Raw genomic sequence first — 22,079 nt, forward strand, 5'->3', positions numbered from 1 at the left:
GCGGCCATACTGAACTCATCGACACCCAATCAACGAAAGGAAACACATCATGAACATCTCCATTATCGGCGCAGGCGCCATCGGTTCCGCCATTGCACGCAACCTGTCCAAAGCCGGCATCGCCGCCACCATCGCCAACAGCCGCGGCCCGGAATCGCTGGCCGCCCTGCAGGCGGAGCTGCCGAACATCCGCCCCGTCACCATCGAGCAGGCGGCCAAGGCCGACGTGGTCTTCCTCGCCGTGCAGTGGAGCCGCATCCCGGAGGCGGTGCGCAATCTGCCCGCCTGGAACGGCCGCATCGTCGTCGACGCCAACAACGCGATCGAAGCGCCGTCGTTCAAAGCGGTGGACCTGGGCGGCCGCGCATCGAGCCTGGTGATCGCCGACCTGCTGCCCGGCGCCCGCGTCGTCAAGGCCTTCAACCATCTGGGCGCCGCGCTGCTGCAAAGCGATCCGCAATCGGAGGGCGGGCGCCGCGTGCTGTTCTACTCGGGCGACGACGCCGACGCCAAAAAAACCGTCGGCCAGTTGATCGACCAACTGGGATTCGCCGGCGTCGATCTGGGCACCCTCGATGGCGGTGGACGTCTGGCGCAGTTCCCCGGCGGCCCGCTGCCGGTGCTGAACCTGGTCAAATTCGGCTAACGTTGCGGCACCACGACAGCGCATTCCTTTAAACGGCACGGACGGGTATATTGAGATACTTGCCTAAGTGAATTAAAGGAATGCCGCCATGACCCTTGACCACGTAAAAATTGGAACGCGCCTCGGCGCCGGTTTCGCCATCGTTCTGGCGCTCCTGGTGGCCGTTCTGGTGCTGGGGCTGAGCTCAATGAGCCGCATTGGCAGCAGCACGCAAGACATCATCGAAGACAAGAACGTCAAGATGGAAGCGGCCAACCACATGGTCGACAGCGTCCGCGACATCACGCTGCATCTCACCAATATCGTGGTCGTCCCGAGCACGCCGGAAGTCAACGCCGAGCTGCAGAAAATCGCCGACGCGCGCCAGAAGTACGGCGTCTCGAAAAAAATCCTGTCCGACCGCGCCACCGATGAAAAGGAAAAGGCCATGCTGGCCAGGCTGGACGCGCTGATCGCCGACGGCGCGGCAAAAAACAACAAGGTCATCGAGCTACGCAAGGAAGGCGAGATCCAGGACGCCACCGCCTATCTGACGCAGACGGCCGGTCCAAGCCTGCAAGCCGTGCTCAAAATACTGAACGACATCGTCGCCCACGAAAGCGCGGAGGCCAAACAGGCCGGCGAAGAAGTGGCGGCAGTGCTGCGCTCATCGAAGCTGCTGCTGGTGGGCCTGGGCGTGCTGGCCGTGGCGCTGGGCGCGGCGGTGGCCTGGTTCATCACGCGCTCGATCACGGTGCCGCTCAACGCCGCCGTCGACCTGGCCGAGACAGTGGCCGCCGGCGACCTGTCGACCCGTATCGAAGTCACCGCCACCGACGAAACGGGCCGCCTGCTTAACGCGCTCAAGGCCATGAACGACAGCCTGCTCAACGTCGTCGGCCAGGTACGGCAAGGCACGGACACCATCACCGTCGCCTCCAACGAAATCGCCGCCGGTAACATGGACCTGTCCTCGCGCACCGAGCAGCAAGCCAGCTCGCTGGAGGAAACCGCGTCGTCGATGGAGGAGCTCACCTCCACCGTCAAGCAGAACGCCGACAACGCGCGCCAGGCCAACACCCTGGCGCGCAGCGCGTCGGAGGTGGCCAGCAAGGGTGGCGCCATCGTCGCGCAGGTGGTCGACACCATGGGCTCCATCAACGCCTCGTCGCGCAAGATCGTCGACATCATCTCGGTCATCGACGGCATCGCCTTCCAGACCAACATCCTCGCGCTGAACGCGGCGGTGGAGGCGGCGCGCGCCGGCGAGCAGGGTCGCGGCTTCGCGGTCGTGGCGTCGGAGGTGCGCAACCTGGCGCAACGCTCGGCGGCGGCGGCCAGGGAAATCAAGGAATTGATCTCGGCCTCGGTGGCCAACGTCGACGACGGCTCCAAGCTGGTCAACGAAGCCGGGCAAACCATGGGCGACATCGTCGACAGCATCCAGCGCGTGACCGACATCATGGGCGAGATCACCTCGGCCAGCCAGGAGCAGACGATGGGTATCGAACAAATCAACGTCGCCATCACGCAGATGGACGAGGTCACGCAGCAGAACGCCGCGCTGGTCGAGCAGGCGGCGGCCGCGTCGCAGAGCATGCAGGAGCAGGCGGAGGCGCTGGCCAGGGTGGTCGGTTTCTTCAAAACGGGCGCGGCGGCGCCGGCCATGCGCGTGGTGGCGCCGGGGACGGCTATAATGTTGCAAACCCGATAGCACCGACCGGAAGCCCGCCCATGCGCAAGATACCGATAGTACTGATGTCCCTGATGCTGACGGCGTGTGTCGACGATAGCGCCTCGTACTACCCGCAGAGCGGTAACAGCGAGCACGTGATCACCGTGCACCGGACGCAGAAGTATTTCTGGAGCAGCGACAGCAGCGTGGAATTGATCATGCAGCATCTGCCGCAGTGTCTGCGCAGGATCGAGCTGTCGGACATGCCGGCCGACGATGTCGAAATCGAGCTGCTGTCGGGCGGGGATAATGTGTGGACTTTGCGCGCCGGCAGTGAGATGTGGCAGATCGAAACGCAAACCTGCACCCGGTATCCGGATGTCAAAGGCGATGGCGGGGAATTGATCGGCGTGTTCCGCGTGGACGGGGACAAGCTGGTGTTTGAAGAAGCCGTGCTGGAACCGGCGAAATAAGAATATCAACGGATCCACGTAGGGCGGATTAGGCGGAACGCCGTAATCCGCCATCGACGAGCCGCCCCCGGCGCATGCAGTGGCGGATTACGCTTCGCTAATCCGCCCTACGTATCTCCCCGGGGGATTAACGTGTCTGTCCCGGGGGATGAAACACGTATCTCCCTGAGCCGATCTCAGCGTGACAGCGCCATCCGGCGCGGCGCCGGCCTGGCCGCCGGACGCGGCTGATGGCTGGCCACGCTCTGCGGTTGATCGCCGCTCAACTTGAACCGGCTCACCAGCTCGGCCAGATTGCCGGCCTGCTCCTGCATGCTGCCCGCCGCGGCGGCCGCCTGCTCCACCAGCGCCGCGTTCTGCTGCGTGACCGAATCCATCTCCGTGATCGCCGTGTTCACATGGCCGATCCCCGTGCTCTGCTCGCTCGACGCGGCCGTGATCGCCGACATGATCTGCGTCACGCGCGAGACGCTGGCCACCACCTGGTCCATCGTCGTGCCGGCTTCGGCCACCAGCGCGCTGCCGGCGCTGATGCTGTCGACCGAAGCGTTGATCAGCTCCTTGATCTCCTTGGCCGCGCCGGCCGAACGCTGCGCCAGGTTGCGCACCTCGGACGCCACCACCGCGAAGCCGCGGCCCTGCTCGCCCGCGCGCGCCGCTTCGACCGCCGCGTTCAACGCCAGGATGTTGGTCTGGAACGCGATGCCGTCGATCACGCTGATGATGTCGACGATCCGCGTCGCCGAGGCGTTGATCGTGTCCATCGTCTGCACCACCTGCGAGACCACCTTGCCGCCTTTTTCCGCGACCGCCGAGGCCGACATGACCAGCTGGTTGGCCTGCACCGCGTTGTCGGCGTTCTGGGTCACGGTCGAGGTCAATTCCTCCATCGACGCGGCCGTCTCCTCCAGCGAGCTGGCCTGCGATTCGGTGCGGGCCGACAAATCCATATTGCCAGAGGCGATCTCGCCCGACGCGGTGGCGATGGTGTCGGCGCTGCGGCGGATCTCGCCGATGGTCTCGGCCAGCCGCTCCTGCATCGACTTCATCGCGAACAGGATGCTGGCGTCGTCGGTGGCATGGGTCTTGATCGGCGAGCTCAGGTCGCCGCCGGCGATCTGCAGCGCCACCTTGCTGACGTAGTCGGGGTCGCCGCCGATGGTGTGGCGCAGGCTCTTGTTGACCAGGCTGACGATGGTCCAGAGTAACAGGCATACGCCGGCCAGCAAGCCGGCCGATTTGAGCAGCGAGGCGCGGAAGGCGGCGTCGACGTCATCAATGTAGACGCCGGTGGTCAGGTCCCAGTTCCACGGCGCGTAGTGCACTACGCGGCTCAGCTTGGGCACCGGCGTGGTGGTGTTCGGCCGTATCCACCAGTAGCGCACGAAGCCCGCGCCGTCCGGCGAGGCGCCGGCGGCCTGGATGTCGCGGTACAGATAGGTACCGTTCGGGTCCTTGAAATCGACCATGTCCTTGCCGTCGTTTTCCGCCTTGAACGGATTCATCAGGGACACGGTGCCGCTGGTGATGGTGATGTAGCCGTCCTTGCCGTAGCGCAGGCCCTTGATTAGCGCCATCGCTTGCTTTTGCGCCTCTTCCTTGGTCATGCTGCCGTTGGCGGCCTTGTCGCCGAACTGCTTGACGATGCTCAGGCCGGCGTCGTCGATGTGGCGCAATTCGTTGCTGCGTTCTTCGATGCGCAGCGTGCGCGCCTGGATCGTCTCATACAGGAAAATCGCGGTGATGCAGAGCAGGCTGCAAATGAGCGGCACCCAAAGCTTCTGCTGGAAAGACAATTTGTTCATGGAGGTCTCCTGTTTACTACAGGAAACTATACCGAAAAATGTTAAATGCCGGGTGTGATAACGCTACCCTGTTGTTTATTTGGGAATGGGCAATAGTAAGCTCGACAATAAAAAAAACGGGCGCGGCGATCTTTATCGCCGCGCCCGTTGGCTGACTGATGGTGCCGGCGGCCGGTGGCCGGACCGACACGTTATGGAGCGGGTGCTTATTGCGTGGTGCCGCCTTTGACGGTTTTCGCAGCCATTTGCGCCTTTACGTTGGCGTTTTTGGCGCGCGGCGCCATATAGGCGGCGTCGTCATAAGCCTCGTTGCGGTCCAGCTCACCGGCGTTGCGGGCGGCAAGGGTCTGGGCTTTCACTTCTTCCCTGGTCAGCGTGCTGGCCGGTGCGTTGAACAGCGCGGCGTTCAGGGTGGCTTCGTTCTGGTCCAGCTGGCCGGCGGCGCGGGCGGCGACGGTCTCGGCGATGACCTGTTCGCGGGTCAGCTGGCCCGATGGTCCTTGGGCGAAGGCGGCGCCGGCGGCAACCAGCAGGGAAACCGATGCGATGATGGATTTGACGTTCATTTTATTGCTCCTTATCTGATTAGCGTAATGCTCCGGAGAGCGGCTTATCGGCTGGTGCTGCGTTGTTTGTCGATAAGTCATCTTAGTATTAAAAATTCAGATAAAAAAGTTCAATTTTCCGGTCAAATCCATCCGATTATCCGATCTCGACGCCGGAATCAGCGCTTTTCGCTGTCTAGCGCAACGGACGCATGGGCGTTGTAGCGGTCGCCGGCGGCCGCATCGGCGGGCACCGCCTGGGCCAGCCGGGCCAAGTCGGCCGGCGACAGCCGCACCGCGTTGGCGCCCAGCGCCTCCGTCAGGCGGGCGCGGGTGCGGGCGCCCACCAGCGGCACGATGTCCTCGCCCTGCGCCGCCACCCACGCGATCGCCACCTGCGCCACCGACACGCCCAGCTCGTCGGCGATGGCGCGCACTTTCTCCACCAGCCCCAGGTTGTGGTCCAGGTTCTCGCCCTGGAAGCGCGGGCTGGCCAGGCCACGGAAATCGGCCTCCCCGGCGCGCTGCTTGCTCCAGTGCCCGCTGATCAGGCCGCGCGACAACACGCCATAGGCGGTGATGCCGATGCCCAGTTCGCGGCAGGTTTGCAGGATGCCGTCCTCGAGGCCGCGCGAGATCATCGAATATTCGATTTGCAGATCGCTGATCGGATGGACGGCGTGGGCGCGGCGCAGGGTCTCGCTGCCGACTTCGGACAGGCCGATGTGGCGCACGTGGCCCGCTTTGACCAGCTCGGCGATGGCGCCGACGGTGTCCTCGATCGGCACCGCCGGGTCCAGCCGCGCCGGCCGGTAAATGTCGATGTGCGCCACACCCAGCCGCTTGAGGCTGTAGGCGGCGAAGCTCTTCACGGCCGCCGGCCGCGCGTCGTAGCCGATCCAGTTGCCGGCCGGATCGCGCATCGCGCCGAATTTGACGCTGATGTTGACGTTGTCGCGGCCGCCGGCTTGCAGCGCCTCGCTCAGCAGCAACTCGTTGTGGCCCATGCCGTAGAAATCGCCGGTGTCGAGCAGGGTGACCCCGGCGTCCAGCGCGGCGTGGATGGTGGCCAGGCTTTCGGCGCGGTCGGCCGGGCCGTACAGATCGGACATGCCCATCAGTCCCAGGCCCAGTTGCGAGACTTGCGGGCCGGTGCGGCCAAGTTTGCGTGTTTGCATGATGAAGCTCCAGAGGGAGTAAGCGGAGAAATCATTATGCTATTATCGATCGCAGTAATAAATATGCGCAAATCCATTACTTCATTCGAAAAACGATAACAATCATGGATCAGTTCAAGGTGATGCAGATCTTCCGGGCGGTGGCCGACTGCAAAAGCTTCACGCAGGCGGCCGAGCGGCTCAACCTGCCCAAGCCCACCGTCACCAACGCCGTGCAGGCCATCGAACAGCAGCTGGGCGTGCGACTGCTCCAGCGCACCACGCGCAAGGTCAGCCTCACGGCCGAGGGCGCGCAATATCTGGAGCGCTGCACCGCCCTGCTCAACGACCTGGAGGACATGAACGGCCTGTTCGCCGGCGACGGCCGCCTGCTCAGCGGCACGGTGCGGGTCGAACTGCCGGAACGGTTGGCGCACCTGATCGTCATTCCCGCGCTGCCGGATTTCCTCCAGCGCCACCCGGGCATCCAGGTGCGGCTCGGCTCCGGCGACCGCTTTGCCGATCTGGTCGGCGAAGGCATCGATTGCGCCGTGCGCGGCGGCACCTTGCGCGACTCCACCCTGGTGGCGCGGCGCATCGGCAATTTGCAACAGGTCAACCTGGCCTCCCCGGCCTATCTGCAACGCCACGGCCGCCCGCAAACACTGGACGATTTACAACACCACTACGCGGTTAATTTCTTCTCCAGCCAGACCGGCCGCGACATGGACTGGGAATACGTCGATGCGGAGGGCGCCGGGCGCACGCTGGCGATGCGCAGCCAGGTCTCCGTCAGCGGTACCGAGGCGTATATCGCCGCCTGTGTCGCCGGCCTGGGCCTGATCCAGCTGCCAAGCCAGACCATCATCCCGCTGCTCGCGTCGGGTGCGCTGGAGGAAGTGCTGCCGGCGTGGCGGCCCGCGCCGATGCCCATCAACATCGTCTATTCGCACAATCGCCACCTGTCGCCCAGGGTGCGGATGTTTGTAGACTGGTTAATTAGTGTCATTGAGCAACAAAATGTGTCAGAATGAGGCCATCGTCCCTTAACAAAAGTTATTTTCATGAAACTGCTCCTGTCGACGGCGCTGCTGGCTGCCTACTCGTGCGCCAGCGTTGCGGCCGCGCCCCAAGCGCCCGGCACGGCCACGGCCAAGATGCTGCACAGCGCCCAGCAGCGGATCGACGCCGCCAGCTGGCTCGAGCACGTCACCACGCTCTCGTCGGACGACTTCGAGGGGCGCGCGCCGGGCACGCGCGGCGAGCAGCTCACCATCGACTATTTGCAACAGCAGTTCAGGAAGCTGGGCCTGGAGCCTGGCAATCCGGACGGCACGTATTTGCAGCAGGTGCCGACGGTCGGCATCTCCAGCCACCCGACGATGAGCTACGTGGCCAAGGACGGACCGGCCACCCAGCTGATCTTCGGCGACGACTACGTCGCCTGGTCGGCGCGCGCCGAACGGCAAATCGACGTCACCGACTCCGAGCTGGTGTTCGTCGGCTACGGCGTACAGGCGCCGGAATATCGCTGGGACGACTACAAGGGCGCGGACCTGAAAGGCAAGACCCTGGTCATGCTGATCAACGACCCGCCGCTGCCGGACCCCAAGCAACCCAAGCGGCTGGACCCGGCCGTGTTCGGCGGCGCCGCGATGACCTACTACGGCCGCTGGGCCTACAAATATGAAATGGCCGCGAAGATGGGCGCGGCCGGCGCGCTGATCGTGCACGAAGCCAAGGCCGCCGCCTATCCGTACGAAGTCGTGCGCAACAGCTGGAGCCGGGAAAACTTCGCCATCTTCGACAAGGCGCCGGACCCGGACTTTCCGGCCGTGCCCGGATGGCTGCAGATCGACCGCGCGCGCGACGTCTTCAAGGCCGGCGGCTTCGATTTCGAGGCGCTGAAAAAGCAGGCGCTCTCGCGCGAATTCAAGCCGGTGCCGCTGGGTGTCAAAATCAGTGTGAGCGAACTCAACGCCTGGCGCGAGATCGCCTCGCACAATGTCGTGGCGAAGATCGCCGGCTCCGACCCGCAGCTGAAGGACGAAGTCATCGTCTACAGCGCGCACTGGGACCATTTCGGCATCGATGAAACCTTGCCCGGTCCGCGCACGCAGCAGATCTTCCATGGCGCGCTCGACAACGCCGCCGGCGTCGCCACCTTGCTGGAGATCGCCAAGGCCTATAAGGCGTTGCCGGTCGCGCCCAAGCGCACCATCGTGTTCCTGGCGACCACGGGCAAGGAGCGCGGCCAGCTGGGCGCCAAATACTACACGCGCAACCCGCTGTATCCGATCGACAAAACGCTGGTCAACATCAACCTGCAGGGCATGAACGTCTGGGGGCGCACGCGCACCGTGGAATTGCGCGGCATGGGCCAGTCGACGGCCGATGATGTGGTGGTGAAAGTGGCGCGCGGCCAGGGCCGCACGGTGCGTCCGGACAGCAACGGCGAGTACGGCAATTTCTATCGCGGCGACCAGATCGAATTTGCCAAGGCCGGCGTGCCGGTGGTGTATCTCAGCGACAGCCTCGACTTCATCGGCAAGCCGGCCGGCTACGGCCGCGAAAAGCTGATGCGCTACAGCGCGCAGCAATACCACACGGTCAACGACGTGGTCGATCCCAAGTGGGACACGCGCGGCGCGGTGGAGGACATCGCGCTGTTGTTCCAGACCGGCTACCACATCGCGCAAAACAAGGACGTGCCGCAATGGAAGCCGAATGCCGAGTTCCGGCGCAAACAAGGCTCCCGTTAAAACCTAGCGGGTTATGACACTTCGTACTTGAACCTCTATACAAATTTTTGTATATTAGTGGGATGAGCGATCTAAAGCCTGTGGAGTTTCGAGGAAGTTCCCTAGACGATCTGCGTGCGTTTCCTGTCGATGCGCGGCGCGAAGCGGGCCACCAGATAGATCGAGTTCAACAGGGACATGATCCAAACGACTGGAAGCCCATGGCGAGCATAGGTCCAGGCGTGAAAGAAATTCGGATTCGGGATGCCGCAGGCGCGTTCCGCGTCATTTATGTGGCGAAGTTCGCGGAGGCCATCTACGTGTTGCATTGCTTTCAGAAAAAAACACAGCAAATACGCAAACAGGATATCGATCTGGCGGCGCAACGCTACCGCGAACTCAAAACGGAGTTGGGAAGATGACCAAGCAACAATTTGCTAGCGTTTGGGACGCCATTGAGGACACTCCTGTTGAGGCCGAGAACATGAAATTGCGCTCACACCTCATTGTCCAACTTCAAGACTATATCGCGCGTGCCGATCTCAATCAAACCGAAGCAGCTAAGCTCTTCAACGTCACCCAGCCGCGTGTCTCCGATCTGATGCGCGGCAAAATCAACCTGTTCGCCATCGATGCGTTGGTGAATATGGCGGCTGCGGCTGGTCTAAAGGTTGAAATTCAGTTGCGCGACGCTGCCTGATTAAATTCGGCACCCAGCTTTTGTAGCTGCGCGTGGTTGCGCTGCTCGAAGGCGTCGGCGCCGGCCGCGGCGATATCCGCCCGCAGGCCTTGCCTGGCTTGACCGATGCGCGCGGTGTCCTGCGGCGACAACTCCATCAAACTGTTCAGATACGTCACGCCCCACTGCAATCGCGTCGCCGATCCGGCCGCCGCGTTCCACGCCTTTTCATACCAGTCGAGCGCGCCCGCCATGTCGCCGCGCCGCTTCGCGCCTGTCGCCAGGCTCAGCATGAAATAGTAGGGCGAATGCGAGCGCGGCAACTCCGCCAGCAACACCTGCTCCGCCTGCGCCGACAACCCGGCGTCGTTCAACGCGCTGACCGCGGTGTTGGCCAGCGTATGCCGCTCATACGGATCGGTCGATTCGGCCAGCGCCGCTTCCACGCGGTCCCGCACCTCCTGCTGCAAGCCCTGCGTCGACGTGAGCAAGCGCGTCAGCCGCATCTGCAGCCGCACCGCCGCCAGGCGGTCCGGCGCGCCCAGCCAGAAATCGTCGGCCCATTGCGCGGCCGCGCCGCTGAGCACGGCGGCCAACTCCTCGCGGCGGCCGGCGAACTTGATCAGATTGACGCCGCTATTGCTCAGGATATCCATGTTGGCGCGCGCCAGGCGCGCATCCGAAAAAATCGCCATCAACACTTCGGCGTTGGCCGCAGCGTCGGCGCCCTTGCCGGCAGTGGCCAGCTGCGCATGCAGGCCCAGGCGCGCGGCCGCGTCGGCATCGTCGCAAAGGCGCACCAGCGCCAGCAAGGTGGCTGCCAGATCGCGCCCGCCCAGCAAACGCCCCTCGTCGGTATCCCAGGAATAATGACTCAGCAACGACCACTCGTCCGCGCCGGGCTTGCGCGCGCCGTCCGGCTCCAGCGCCGCCGCCAGCGCAATCGCGGCGCTGGAACCGGATGCATGCACTGCCAGCGCCGTGTCGAAGGCGGCAACGAACAGTTCGCCATCGAGCTCGCAAGGCAGGCGCGTGATCTCGCCGCCGTCGGGCGCGAACAGCACCAGGGTTGGATAGCTGCGCAGCCCGTAACGCGCGGCCAGCGCCTGGGCGCCGGGCGTGTCGCCATCGAGGTGGCAACACAACACCGACGCCGAGCGCCGCACAAATTCATCGCGCGCAAAGATTTCGGCTTTAACGCGATTGCACGGCGGACACCACACCGCGCCCCAGTACAGGAACAACGAACGTTGTTGCGAGCGCGCCAGCGCGAAGGCGGCCTCCAGTTCGCCGGCGTGCCGGACTTCATTCCATGCGATGGTCATGCTTTAGGACGGTAGGTATTCAATAATTTGGCCGCGATCGACACGGTCACCGGCGAATCGGGCCACACATCATCCGGCCCGAACCAGCGGGCGTCGGAGATCTCCGTTTGATCGACGCGGATCTCGCCGTCCAGATACTCGGCGGTGTAGGCGATCATCAGCGAGTGCGGGAACGGCCACGACTGGCTGCCGAAGTACTGCAGGTTGTGCACGCGCAGCCCGACCTCCTCGAACACCTCGCGGTGGATGGCCTCCTCGATCGATTCTCCCGCCTCCAGGAAGCCGGCCAGTGCCGTGTAACGCTTGGCCGGCGAATTGGTGTGCATCGCCAGCAGCACCGAGTCGCCCTTGCGGATCAGCACCATCATCGCCGGCGAGATGCGCGGATACGCGGTCATGCCGCAGTTCAGGCACTTGTAGCAGCGCTCGCCCGTGAGCCGTTGCATCGGCGTGCCGCAGGCGCCGCAAAAGCGATGCGTGCGCGCCCATTCGGCCAGCTGGAACGCCCTGCCAGCCAGCCCCAGGAAGCCATCGTCGACCGCGCCGAACAGCGAGCGCAGCCCGTGATAACCGTGCTCCGCATCCACCGGCAGCGGCTGGTCCAGCCATGCCAGTTGATAGTAACGCCCCTCCCACGTTCCCAGCGAGTGGATGCGTTCGGCCGGCAGATCGAGCGCCGCGACCTTGTCGGGCTCCGGCAAGCCCAAGGTGGCGTTGCGCAATAGCAACTCACCGCGGTGGAACACGAAAGTGAGCGCACGGTCGTGCTGTTCGGGATTAATCAGGGGAATAAATGTGGCGGGCGTGAGCAGCATAGAGTGAACGAGAAAGGTTACGCGCGAACCCTTATCTTACAGTGTTTCTTATTTGCTTCTTTTGCCTGGCACGCCGTCTTGACAAGGTGATGACACAAGCAACACCAAGCGATTGTTTTTAGACCAAGATTTACGCTGCTTTTAGGCGTCTTCTCACTCAATCAGACTAATTGCCGGTAAGATATATTTCCGTCAGGAGATAAATTATGCCATCGATAGTACCTGGATTCACCACCGACCAAATCATCAGCCTGCAACCCAGCCAGATTGCACTGCTGACGACGGCGGACGTCGCCGCGCTGACGACTACGCACATGAGTGTGCTGTCGAGCGCGCAGTTGGCCGCGATCGGCACCAGCCAGTTACGGGCGCTATCGACGCAAAATCTGCGCGTGCTCAGCACCGACCAGATCGGCCAGGGCTTGACCACCAAGCAAATCCAGGCGCTGACCACCGGACAAATGATCAGCCTGACGAATGATCAATTGGTCCACGGCTTGACCACCGACCAGTTCGCCGCGCTGGCAACGGTGCAGGTCGCCGCGCTGACCACCGCGCAGATCGCGCTGGTCGAGGCCGACGACATCGCCGCGCTGCAAACCCGCCAGGTGGCCGCGCTGAACACGGCGCAACTGCGCGCGCTCAGCACCGCCCAGATCGTCGCATTGACTTCCAGCCAGACCGCCGCCCTGCAGACCCGCCAGCTGGCCGCGCTGACCACCACCCAGTTGGCCAGCATCGACACCGACGACATCGGCGCCATGACCACGCAACAGCTGGTCTCGCTCGGCACCGCCGCGCTCGGCGCGCTGAGCACCGACCAGATCGCCGCGCTGCGCACCGCGCAAAGCAGCAGCCTGTCGACCGCGCAAATCGGCGCCCTCGCCAGCGAACAGCTGGCCGCGCTCGGCACCGCCGGCTTCGCCGCGCTCAAAACCGCGCAGATCGCCGCGCTGACCACCAAACAGTTCGCCGCGCTCAGCACCGACCAGATCGTCGCGCTGACGACCGCGCAGACGGCCGCGCTGACCACGCTGCAACTGGGCCAGATGAGCTCCGCCCAATTGGCCGCGCTGGAAACCCAGGATTTCGCCGCGCTCAGGAGCCTGCAACTGGCCGCGCTCGGCACGGCCACCTTCAGCGTCCTCAGCACCGACCAGATCGCCGCCTTGACGACCGCCCAGGTGGCGGCGCTGCGCAGCGCCCAGTTGCGCGGCCTGAGCACCGACCAGATCGTCGCGCTGGGTACCCAGCAAGTGGCCGCCCTGACCACCGCGCAAGTCGCCGTGCTGACCCCGGACCAGGTCGCCGCGATCGAAACGCGCGACATCGCCGCGATGAAAACGGCGCAGGTCGCCGCCTTCACCACCGCGCAGCTGAACGCGCTGAGCGCCGACCAGCTGGCCGCGCTGACCACCGCGCAAGCGGCCGGCCTGACCACGGCGCAGATGGCGTCGCTGGGCACCGCGCTGCTTGCCGCGCTGGAAACCCAGGACCTGGCCGCGCTGCGCACCCAACAGATCGCCGCGATCTCCAGCCAGGGCATCGCCGCGCTGGGCACCGGCCAGGTGGCCGCGATGACGACGGCGCAGATCGCCGCACTGAAAACCGCACAACTGGCGGCGCTGGACACGGCGCAGTTCGCCGCGCTGGGCACCGCCCAGGCCAACGGACTGAGCACGCAAAACGTGGCCGCATTGTCGACCTTGCAGTTGAGCGCGCTCAGCACGGCCAACCTGGCCTCGCTCAAAACCCAGCAGATCGCCGCGATGGGCACGGCCCTGATCGCCGCGCTCGACACCGACCAGATCGTCGCGCTGAAAACCGCGCAAGCCCAGGCCCTGAGCTCGCTCCAGCTGTCGGCCTTGTCGAGCGATCAGCTGAACGCCATGGAAACCCAGGACCTGGCCGCGCTGCGCACGCAGCAGCTCGCCGGCCTGGGCACCGCCAATATCGCCGCGCTGGCCCCCGCCCTGGCCGAGGCGCTGACCACCGCCCAGGTCGCGGCCTTGTCGACCCGCCACATCGCCGCCCTCGGCACGGCCCAGATCGCCGGCCTGACCAGCGGCCAGGCCGCCGCGCTGACCAGCCGCCAGATCGGCGCGCTCAGCAGCGATCAGATCGCAGCCATCGAAACGCGCGACCTGGCCGTCATGAAAACCAGCCAGCTCGCCGCCATCGGCACCGGGCAGTTCGGCGCGCTGACCACGGAACAGGTCGCAGGCCTGACCTCGCTGCAGACGGCATCGCTGCTGACGCAGCAAGTGGCGGCGCTCAGCACCGCCCAGGTCGTCGCGATGGAAACCCAGGACCTGGTGGCGCTCAAGTCGCAACAAGCGGCCGCGCTGTCGAGCGACGCCGTCGCCGCCCTGACGACCACCCAGTTCGCCGCGCTGGCCAGCACCCAGCTGAGCAATTTCACCAACAGCCAGCTCGCCGCGCTGACGACGGACCAGATCGTCGCACTGACCACCGCCCAGGCCGCCGCGCTGAGCACCCGCGCCATCGCCACCCTGTCGACCGACCAGCTCAACGCGCTGCAAACGGCCGATTTCGCCGCACTGAAAACCGTGCAGATCGCCGCCCTGACCCCGTCCCAGGTGGCCGCGCTCAACACCGACCTGATCGTCGCAATGACGACCCAGCAGGCCGCCGCCTTGACCGGCCTGCAGCTGCAGGCGCTCACCACCGACCAGCTCGGAGCGATGGAAATACAGGACTTTGCCGCGCTCAAAACCAGCCAGCTGCTCAGCCTGGGCACCAAGGCCATCGCCACCTTGACCCCCACCCAGGTCGCCGGGCTGCAAACCGCGCAAATCGCCCAGCTGACTTCGGGCCAGATCCAGATCATGAACTCGGCCCAGCTGGGCGCGCTGACCACGGCGCAAGTGAACGCCTTCAGCACCGTCCAGATCGGCTACCTGCTGACCGCGCAAATCGCCGTGCTGACCACCGCCGACTGGGCCGCGCTGAAATCGTCGCAGCTCAACGCCTTGAGCGCGACCCAGCTAGCCGCCGTCACCACCGACCAGATCGTCGCATTGACCACGGCGCAGACCGGCGCGCTGTCCACCCAACAACTGGCGCTGCTGTCGACCGACCAGCTGGTGGCGATGGAAACCCGCGACCTGATCGCCCTCAGAACGCAACAAATCGCCGGCCTCGACACCTCCCATGTCGCCGCGCTGACCACCGCCCAGCTGCAAGCGCTGAAAACCCAGCAGATCGCCGCCTTGACCAGCAAGCAGCTGGCGGCGCTGACCACCGACCAGATCGTCGCGCTGACCACCGCGCAAGCGGCCAACCTGGGCACCGCGCAGATGGTCGCCTTGTCGAGCGACCAGTTGCTCGCGCTCGAGACCGCCGACCTGGCCGCGCTGAAGACGGCACAACTGGCCGCGCTGGGCACCGAGCAAATCAGCCTGCTGAGCACCGACCAGATCGTCGCGCTGACCACCCAGCAGGTCAACAACCTGGGCGCGCGCCAGCTGCAGGCGTTGACCAGCGACCAGATCGCCGCGATGGAAACGCGCGACCTGGCCGCGCTGAGGACCGTGCAGGTGGCCGCCCTGGGCACCGCCAACCTGAACGCGCTGAGCGCCGACCAGATCCGGGCGCTGAGCGGTCCCCAATTGAACGGCCTGGGCAGCGCCCAGCTGCAATCGCTGAACACCACGCAAATCGCCGCCCTCAGCACGGCGCAGGTGGCCAGCCTGTCCACCGTGCAAGTCGCCTTGCTGAGCAGCGAGCAATTGCTGGCCCTCGGCACGGACGCGCTGGCGCGGATGAAAACGGCGCAAATCGCCGCCATCAAAACCGCCCAGATCGCCGCCCTGGACAGCGACCAGCTGATAGCGCTGACCACCGCGCAAGTGAGCGGCCTGTCCACGCAGCAAATCGCCGCCCTCGGCAGCGACCAGTTGAACGCGCTGGAAAGCCAGGACTTCGCCGCCCTCAGAACGGTGCAGATCGCCGCGCTGGGCACCGCCATGATCGCCAGCCTGAGCACCGCGCAGGCCGCCGCGCTGACCAGCGTCCAGGTCGCCGGCCTGGGCACGGCCCAGCTCGTCGCGCTCGGCACCGACCAGTTGCAAGCCTTCGCCACCGGCGACGTCGCCGCGCTGAGAACCGTGCAGATCGTGGCGCTGACCACCGACCAGGTCGCCGCGTTGACCAGCGACCAGTTCCGTTCGCTGACCGCCGCCCAGATGGCGGCGCTCACCAGCGACCAGTTCCGCGCGCTCGGCAACGACCAGATCGCCGCGCTGAGCATGCTGCAAGCGGGCAACCTGACCACCGTCCAGGTGCGCGCGCTGAGCGCCGGGCAGCTGGCCGCGCTGGAAACGCAAGACCTCGCCGCGCTCAAGACCCAGCAAGTGGCGGCGCTGAGCACCGACCAGTTCGTGCTGCTCAACAGCGACCAGATCGCCGGCCTGACCGTCACCCAAGTGGCCAACCTGACCAGCCAGCACCTCGCCGCGCTGGTCACCGACCAAATCGTCGCGCTGGAAACGCGCGACCTGGCCGCGTTGCGGACCGCCCAATTGCAGACGTTTAGCAGCGACCAACTCGGCGCGATCACCACCGACCAGCTGCAAGGCATGACCGCCGCCCAGCTGGCGTCGCTGAGCACCTCGCAATTCCAGAGCCTGCTAACCGCGCAGATCACCTCGCTGACCACGCAGCAGGTCGCCGCGCTGGCCACCGGCCAGATCGCCAGCCTGACCAACGATCAACTGGCCGCGCTCAACACCGATGAGATCGTGGCGCTCAAGGCCGCCCAGATCGCCGCGTTCAACACCGGCCACATCGCGCTGCTGAGCACCGACCAGGTCACCGCGCTGACCAGCCCGCAGGTCGCCTCGATGTCGACCGGCCAGCTGTCGTCGCTGAACTCGGACCAGATCCACGCGCTGAGCTCGGAAGACTTCGCCGCCCTGAGCGCCGCCCAATTGACCGCGCTCGGCGGCCTGACCAACCTCGGCACCGACCAGATCCAGGCACTGACCCAGAACCAGATCGGCGGCCTGAGCACGGCGCAAGTGGCCGCGCTCACCACCGACCAGATCGTCGCGCTGACCACGCGCCAGATCGGCAGCCTCGGCACCGCCGGCATCGCCGCCTTGAGCAGCGACCAGTTGCGCGCGATCGAGCTGGAAGACGTGGCCCAGTTGAAAGTGCCGCAGCTCGCCGCGCTGAGCACCGAGCAGGTCACCCAGCTGACCAACGACCAGATCATGTCGCTCACCACCGCGCAGCTCGGCAGCCTGGCGACCGCCCAGATCGCCGCGCTGACCACCGCGCAAGTGCAGGCGCTGACCACCGCCGAAGTGCTGTCGCTCAAAACCGCGCAGATCGCCGCGCTCGGCAGCGACCAGCTCAACGCCCTCGTCATCGACCAGGTGCAGGTGCTCAGCTCCGGCCAGCTCAACGCCCTCGGCAGCGCGCAGCTGCGCGCGCTGACCGCCGATCAGATCATCCAGCTCACCACGCAACAATACGCGCAGCTGGCCACGGCGCAAGTGGCCGCCCTCAGCACGGACCAGCTGGGCGCCATCGAACTGGAAGACCTGGCCGCGCTCAAGACCGCGCAAATCGCCGCGCTCGGCACCGACCAGATCCAGTCGCTGACGGTCGATCGCATCGCCGCGCTGACTACCGCGCAGACCCAGGCGCTCAGCAGCAATCAATTGCTGGCCCTGACCACGACGCAAATCCAGGCGCTGACCACCGACGAATTGCTCGCCCTCAAGAGCTCGCAGATCGCCGCGCTGGCCACCGACCAGCTCAACGCGCTGCTGGCCGACCAGTGGCAGAGCCTGGGCTCGGCGCAACTGAACGCGCTGACGCCGGCCCAGTTCCAGTCGCTCAGCAACGACCAGATCATCCAGTTGACGACGCTGCAATTCTCGCAACTGGCGACCGCCCAGATCGCCGCGCTGGGCACCGCCCAGCTGAACGCGATGGAACTGGAAGACCTGGCCGCGCTGATGGGCAACCAGATCGCCGCGCTGGGCACCTTGCAAGTCAGCCTACTCGGCCTGACCCAGATCGACAACCTGACCACTGCGCAAGTGGCCGCGCTGACCAGCAACCAGCTGGTCGCGCTCGGCACCGACCAGCTGCGGGCGATCGCCACCGACGACCTGCAAGCGCTCAAAACGTCGCAGGTGCAGGCGCTGACCACGGTGCAGCTGACCGCGCTGACCATCGACCAGCTGCAAAACCTGACCACCGCCCAGCTCGACGCATTGACGTCGGCGCAGGCGGCCTCGCTGACCACGGACCAGATCGCCGCGCTGACCACCTTGCAGATGGACAACCTGGCCACCCGCCAGTTGGGCGCGCTCGGCAGCGACCAGATCGCCGCCATCGGCACCGACAACTTCGCCACCCTGTCGAGCACGCAACTGGCCGCGCTCAATGCCGCCCAGTTCGCCGCGATCACGACCGACCAGATCGTCGCGCTGAGCAGCGCGCAAACGGCCGCGCTGGGCACCGCGCAAGTGGCCGCGCTCGGCAGCGACCAGCTCAACGCACTGGAGACGGCCGACTTCGCAGCGTTCAAGACGGCGCAGATCGCCGCCCTGACCACCGCCAACGTTGCCGCGCTGACAACCGGCCTGATTAGTACCCTGGGCACCGCGCAAATCGGCGGCCTCAGCACCGATCAGATCGCCGCCTTCAACACCGACCAGATCATGGCGCTGGGCACGGCGCAGGTCGGCGTGCTGAACACCGCGCAGATCGGCGTGCTCAGCACCGACCAGATCGCCGCGCTCAGCACGATGGACTTCGTCGCCCTGCACAGCAACCAGCTGGCCGCCTTCAACACCGACCAGCTCGGCGCGTTGACCGCCGAGCAGCTCAACGCGCTGTCGACCAGCGCCGTCACCGGCCTGACCACGCAACTGCTGGGCGCGCTGACGACCTTGCAATTGAGCCTGCTCGAAACCGCCCACGTGGCGGCCTTGACCTCGGTCCAGCTGCCGTCGCTGAGCACGGCCCAGCTGGCCGCGTTGAACACCGACCAGTTCGCCGCGATCAACACCGTCGCCCTCAAGCACCTGCAAGCCGCGCAATTTGCCGCGTTGACCACCGACCAGATCGTCGCCCTGACCACCGCACAGGTGCGGGCGCTCGGCAGCACACAGCTGACCGCGCTGGGCAGCGACCAGGTGGCCGCGCTGGAGACGGTCGACCTGGCCGCGCTGTCCACGGCGCAAGTGGCGGTGCTGGGCACGGACCAGTTGCAAGCCCTGCTGACCGACCAGTTGGCCTCGCTGGGCACGGCGCAAATCGCCGCGCTGACCACCGACCAGATCGCCGTCGGCCTCAACACCGACCAGATCGCGGCGTTGACCACGGCGCAAGCCGCGTCGCTGGCCACCAAACAGGTGGCGGCGCTGACGACGGACCAGATCGTCGCGCTGGAAACGGCCGACCTGTCGTCCTTCACCACGCGCCAGATGGTCGCGCTCACCAGCGACCAGATCGGCGCACTCAACAGCGACCAGCTCAACGGCCTGGCCACGACCCAATTGGCGGCCTTGACCACCAGCCAGATCAGCAGCGGCCTGAACACGGCCCAACTGGCCGCGCTGGACGCCGACCACGTCAGTTCCCTGACCACCGCGCAACTGGTCCATGGCTTAAGCAGTGACAGCATCGCCGCGCTGACCACCAGCCAGTTGCTGGCATTGCGCACCGCGCAGACCTCCGTCCTGGGCAGCAACCAGGTGCAGGCGCTGACCACCGACCAGATCGTCGCGCTGAGCACCGCGCAAGCGTCGACCCTGACCACGCAGCAAGTCACCGCGTTGACGACGGATCAGATCGTCGCCATGGAAACGGACGACCTGGTCGCGCTGAGCACACGCCAGATCGCCGCCATCAACACGGCGCAGGTCGCCGCGCTGGCCGCAGGGCAGCTCAATTCGCTGACCCTGGCGCAACTGGCCGCCTTCGGCACCAGCCAGCTGGCCAACGGCCTGCAAACGGCGCAGGTGGCCGCGCTCGACAGCGCCCACATCGCCGCGCTGACCACCGCCCAGCTGGCCCTCGGCCTGAGCACCGACAACCTGCTGGCCCTGACCACCGACCAGATCCGCGCGCTGGGCACCACCCAGCTCGCCGCCCTGACCACCGCCCAGGCCAGCAGCCTGAGCACCGACCAGATCGCCGCGCTGGCCACGGCGCAAATGACCGGCCTGTCCACCGCGCAAATGCAGTGGCTGACCGCCGACCAGCTGGCCGCGCTCAGCACCGCCCAGGTCGCAGCGCTCGACACCCAGGACGTCGCCGCGTTGACGGCCGGCCAGTTCATCGGCCTGAGCACCGCCCAGACGGTGGCGCTGACCACCAGCCAGGTGCGCGGCCTGAAGACGGCGCAGGTCGCCGCCATCGACGGCGCCCAGATCACCGTCTTCAGCACCGACCAGATCGCCGCGTTGGGTACCGCGCAAGCGGCCGCGCTCGGCGTCACCGCCGTGCTCGCGCTGTCGACCGGACAGCTCGGCGCGCTCGCCACGGCCAGCGTCGCCGCGCTGGGCACCTTGCAAATTGCCAGCCTCGAAGTCACGCAACTGCCGGGCCTGAACACCACCCAGGTGCAGGCGCTCACCAGCGCCCAGCTCGGCGCGCTGACGGCCGACCAGCTGTTCGCCCTGAGCACCGGCCAGATCAGCGCCCTGCGCACCGCGCAGATCGGTTATCTCAACACCACGCAACTGTCGGCGCTGTCGAACGGCCAGATCCAGGCCCTCACGACGGAGCAGGTCGCCAGCATCAAGCTCAGCCAGGTCACCGCGCTGACGGTCGACCAGGTCGCCGCCTTCGACACCAGCCAGCTGCAAGCGCTGACCACGGCGCAAATCCAGGCGCTGACGTCGACGCAACTGAACGCGCTGACCGGCAACCAGGCCGCCGCGCTGACCACCGTGCAGATGGCCGCGCTGAAAAACGCCCAGATCGCCGCGCTGACGATCGACCAGATCAACGCCTTCACGCCAACGCAACTGGCGGCCTGGACCACCAGCCAGCTCGGTTCGCTGACGGTGACGCAGATCGGCTACCTGTCGACCACGCAGATCGCCGGCCTGACCAACACGCAGGTGGCGGGCCTCAAGGCGAGCCAGTTGCAGGTCTTCACCACCGACCAGATCGCCGCGTTCACGGCCGGGCAGATCCCGTCGCTGACCACCACCGGCCTGACCGCGCTCAGCGTCGCGCAGGCGAACGCCTTCACCGGCGCCCAGGTGGCGTCCATGTCGGTCACGCAAACGATGGCGCTCAACTCAGCGTCGGTCAACTACGCCACGCCGCTGGTGCTGGACCTGGATGGCAACGGCGTGCGCACCCTCGGCATCGCGGCGGGCGTCCGGTTCGACATCCGCGGCGACGGCCAGGCCGTCAACACCGGCTGGGTCGACAGCAAGGACGGCCTGCTGGCCCTGGACCCCAACGGCGACGGCGTCATCAACGACGGCGGCGAGCTGTTCGGCAGCGCCACGACCATGGCCGACGGCAGCAAAGCGGCCGACGGTTACGCCGCGCTGGCCGCGCTCGACAACAACGGCGACGGTCGCATCAGCGATGCCGACGACGCGTTCGGCGCGCTGCGCGTCTGGGTCGACGGCAACTCGGATGGCGTCAGCCAGGCCGGCGAGCTCAAGACCTTGGCGCAACTGGGCATTGCCACGATCGGCACCGGCGCCGGCAGCGCGCTGACGCAACAAAACGGCAACATGATCGGTTTGACATCGAGCTACACGGGCACCGACGGCAGCGTGCACGACAGCGCCGACGTCTGGTTCCTGGCGCAAAAACCGGCGGCATCGGCTGCGCCAGCGACCTCCTTGCAACAGCAAGTCAGTGGCCTGAGCAACGCCCTGTCGAGCTTCACGGCAGCCAATCCGGCAACGACCGGCGTCAACAATGCGGCACAAACACAACAGCTGACCGCATTGCAAGCCACCGGTTTGGCCGGCGAAAACAGCGTGCAAGCGATGACCGACGCGCTCAAGCAATACCACGCCGGGCAGGGTCTGCAAGGCGCCGCCGGCGCGCTCATCGGCAACCACCGCGAGCAGGCCGGCCACAGCGCCACCAGCTGGTTTAGCGTCCCCAACCGCTAACCCCACCCCGGGGTCAGTGCCGACATTCGGACACGCTCACAACCGTATCTGCACGATACGGAAGGGCTTGTGTCCGAATGTCGGCACTGACCCCGAGGGTTGT

13 protein-coding genes are annotated in these 22,079 nt (G+C 65.9%); 8 read left to right on the top strand and 5 right to left on the bottom strand.

Annotated features, from left to right (window positions below; all coding sequences use genetic code 11):
• The first annotated feature begins 49 nt into the window (after positions 1-49).
• The 3 genes from NHH73_00170 to NHH73_00180 all read left to right on the top strand — a co-directional run bounded on the left by NHH73_00170 (position 50) and on the right by NHH73_00180 (position 2,773).
• On the top strand, positions 50-646 hold the full coding sequence (locus tag NHH73_00170; protein ID USX26747.1) for an NADPH-dependent F420 reductase: 597 nt from the start codon (positions 50-52) through the stop codon (positions 644-646).
• Between the two features lie 88 nt (positions 647-734).
• Positions 735-2,339 (top strand): methyl-accepting chemotaxis protein, encoded by a 1,605-nt coding sequence (locus tag NHH73_00175; protein USX26748.1) that lies wholly within the window; start codon positions 735-737, stop codon positions 2,337-2,339.
• Positions 2,340-2,359: 20 nt separating this feature from the next.
• Positions 2,360-2,773, top strand: coding sequence for a hypothetical protein (locus NHH73_00180; protein ID USX26749.1), 414 nt, complete (start codon positions 2,360-2,362; stop codon positions 2,771-2,773).
• Positions 2,774-2,949: 176 nt separating this feature from the next.
• Here NHH73_00180 and NHH73_00185 read toward each other — a convergent pair whose 3' ends face one another.
• The 3 genes from NHH73_00185 to NHH73_00195 all read right to left on the bottom strand — a co-directional run bounded on the left by NHH73_00185 (position 2,950) and on the right by NHH73_00195 (position 6,301).
• A complete protein-coding gene (locus tag NHH73_00185; GenBank protein USX26750.1) occupies positions 2,950-4,578 on the bottom strand; it encodes a methyl-accepting chemotaxis protein in 1,629 nt (542 codons plus the stop codon).
• Between the two features lie 206 nt (positions 4,579-4,784).
• Entirely contained in the window at positions 4,785-5,144 is a 360-nt protein-coding gene (locus NHH73_00190; protein ID USX26751.1) for a DUF4148 domain-containing protein, read from the bottom strand.
• 158 nt (positions 5,145-5,302) lie between these two features.
• Complete coding sequence (locus tag NHH73_00195) at positions 5,303-6,301, bottom strand: aldo/keto reductase (GenBank protein ID USX26752.1); 999 nt, start codon at positions 6,299-6,301, stop codon at positions 5,303-5,305.
• Positions 6,302-6,405: 104 nt separating this feature from the next.
• On the opposite strand from NHH73_00195, the gene NHH73_00200 reads away from it, so the two are divergent.
• From NHH73_00200 to NHH73_00215, 4 genes are all read left to right on the top strand, one after another.
• Complete coding sequence (locus NHH73_00200; protein USX26753.1) at positions 6,406-7,314, top strand: LysR family transcriptional regulator; 909 nt, start codon at positions 6,406-6,408, stop codon at positions 7,312-7,314.
• 30 nt (positions 7,315-7,344) lie between these two features.
• Positions 7,345-9,042 carry a M28 family peptidase gene (locus NHH73_00205; protein ID USX26754.1) on the top strand — a complete coding sequence of 566 codons (1,698 nt, stop codon included), beginning with the start codon at positions 7,345-7,347 and terminating at the stop codon, positions 9,040-9,042.
• Between the two features lie 62 nt (positions 9,043-9,104).
• Complete coding sequence (locus NHH73_00210) at positions 9,105-9,443, top strand: type II toxin-antitoxin system RelE/ParE family toxin (GenBank protein USX26755.1); 339 nt, start codon at positions 9,105-9,107, stop codon at positions 9,441-9,443.
• The gene (locus tag NHH73_00215; GenBank protein ID USX26756.1) at positions 9,440-9,721 is read left to right on the top strand and encodes an XRE family transcriptional regulator; all 282 of its coding nucleotides are present in this window, start codon (positions 9,440-9,442) and stop codon (positions 9,719-9,721) included. The genes NHH73_00210 and NHH73_00215 overlap by 4 nt, the downstream gene beginning before the upstream one ends.
• On the opposite strand, the gene NHH73_00220 is transcribed toward NHH73_00215, so the two are convergent.
• Together NHH73_00220 and nudC are read right to left on the bottom strand one after the other, a co-directional pair.
• Positions 9,700-11,025, bottom strand: coding sequence for a thioredoxin family protein (locus NHH73_00220; GenBank protein USX26757.1), 1,326 nt, complete (start codon positions 11,023-11,025; stop codon positions 9,700-9,702). The genes NHH73_00215 and NHH73_00220 overlap by 22 nt on opposite strands.
• On the bottom strand, positions 11,022-11,840 hold the full coding sequence (gene nudC / locus NHH73_00225; GenBank protein ID USX26758.1) for an NAD(+) diphosphatase: 819 nt from the start codon (positions 11,838-11,840) through the stop codon (positions 11,022-11,024). Before nudC ends, NHH73_00220 begins: the two co-directional genes overlap by 4 nt.
• A gap of 206 nt (positions 11,841-12,046) precedes the next feature.
• Here nudC and NHH73_00230 point away from each other — a divergent pair, with 206 nt between their 5' ends.
• Positions 12,047-21,976, top strand: coding sequence for a hypothetical protein (locus NHH73_00230; GenBank protein ID USX26759.1), 9,930 nt, complete (start codon positions 12,047-12,049; stop codon positions 21,974-21,976).
• The last annotated feature ends 103 nt before the right edge of the window (positions 21,977-22,079 follow it).

The organism is Oxalobacteraceae bacterium OTU3CINTB1, from assembly GCA_024123955.1.
Classification (GTDB): domain Bacteria; phylum Pseudomonadota; class Gammaproteobacteria; order Burkholderiales; family Burkholderiaceae_D; genus Rugamonas.

Excerpts from the sequence above, each read along its gene's own strand:
- NHH73_00210 (USX26755.1), top strand. The coding sequence starts at position 9,105 with ATGAGCGATCTAAAGCCTGTGGAGTTTCGAGGAAGTTCCCTAGACGAT.
- NHH73_00220 (USX26757.1), bottom strand. The coding sequence starts at position 11,025 with ATGACCATCGCATGGAATGAAGTCCGGCACGCCGGCGAACTGGAGGCC.
- NHH73_00205 (USX26754.1), top strand. The coding sequence starts at position 7,345 with ATGAAACTGCTCCTGTCGACGGCGCTGCTGGCTGCCTACTCGTGCGCC.
- NHH73_00200 (USX26753.1), top strand. The coding sequence starts at position 6,406 with ATGGATCAGTTCAAGGTGATGCAGATCTTCCGGGCGGTGGCCGACTGC.
- NHH73_00180 (USX26749.1), top strand. The coding sequence starts at position 2,360 with ATGCGCAAGATACCGATAGTACTGATGTCCCTGATGCTGACGGCGTGT.
- NHH73_00230 (USX26759.1), top strand. The coding sequence starts at position 12,047 with ATGCCATCGATAGTACCTGGATTCACCACCGACCAAATCATCAGCCTG.
- nudC (USX26758.1), bottom strand. The coding sequence starts at position 11,840 with ATGCTGCTCACGCCCGCCACATTTATTCCCCTGATTAATCCCGAACAG.
- NHH73_00215 (USX26756.1), top strand. The coding sequence starts at position 9,440 with ATGACCAAGCAACAATTTGCTAGCGTTTGGGACGCCATTGAGGACACT.
- NHH73_00170 (USX26747.1), top strand. The coding sequence starts at position 50 with ATGAACATCTCCATTATCGGCGCAGGCGCCATCGGTTCCGCCATTGCA.
- NHH73_00190 (USX26751.1), bottom strand. The coding sequence starts at position 5,144 with ATGAACGTCAAATCCATCATCGCATCGGTTTCCCTGCTGGTTGCCGCC.
- NHH73_00175 (USX26748.1), top strand. The coding sequence starts at position 735 with ATGACCCTTGACCACGTAAAAATTGGAACGCGCCTCGGCGCCGGTTTC.
- NHH73_00185 (USX26750.1), bottom strand. The coding sequence starts at position 4,578 with ATGAACAAATTGTCTTTCCAGCAGAAGCTTTGGGTGCCGCTCATTTGC.
- NHH73_00195 (USX26752.1), bottom strand. The coding sequence starts at position 6,301 with ATGCAAACACGCAAACTTGGCCGCACCGGCCCGCAAGTCTCGCAACTG.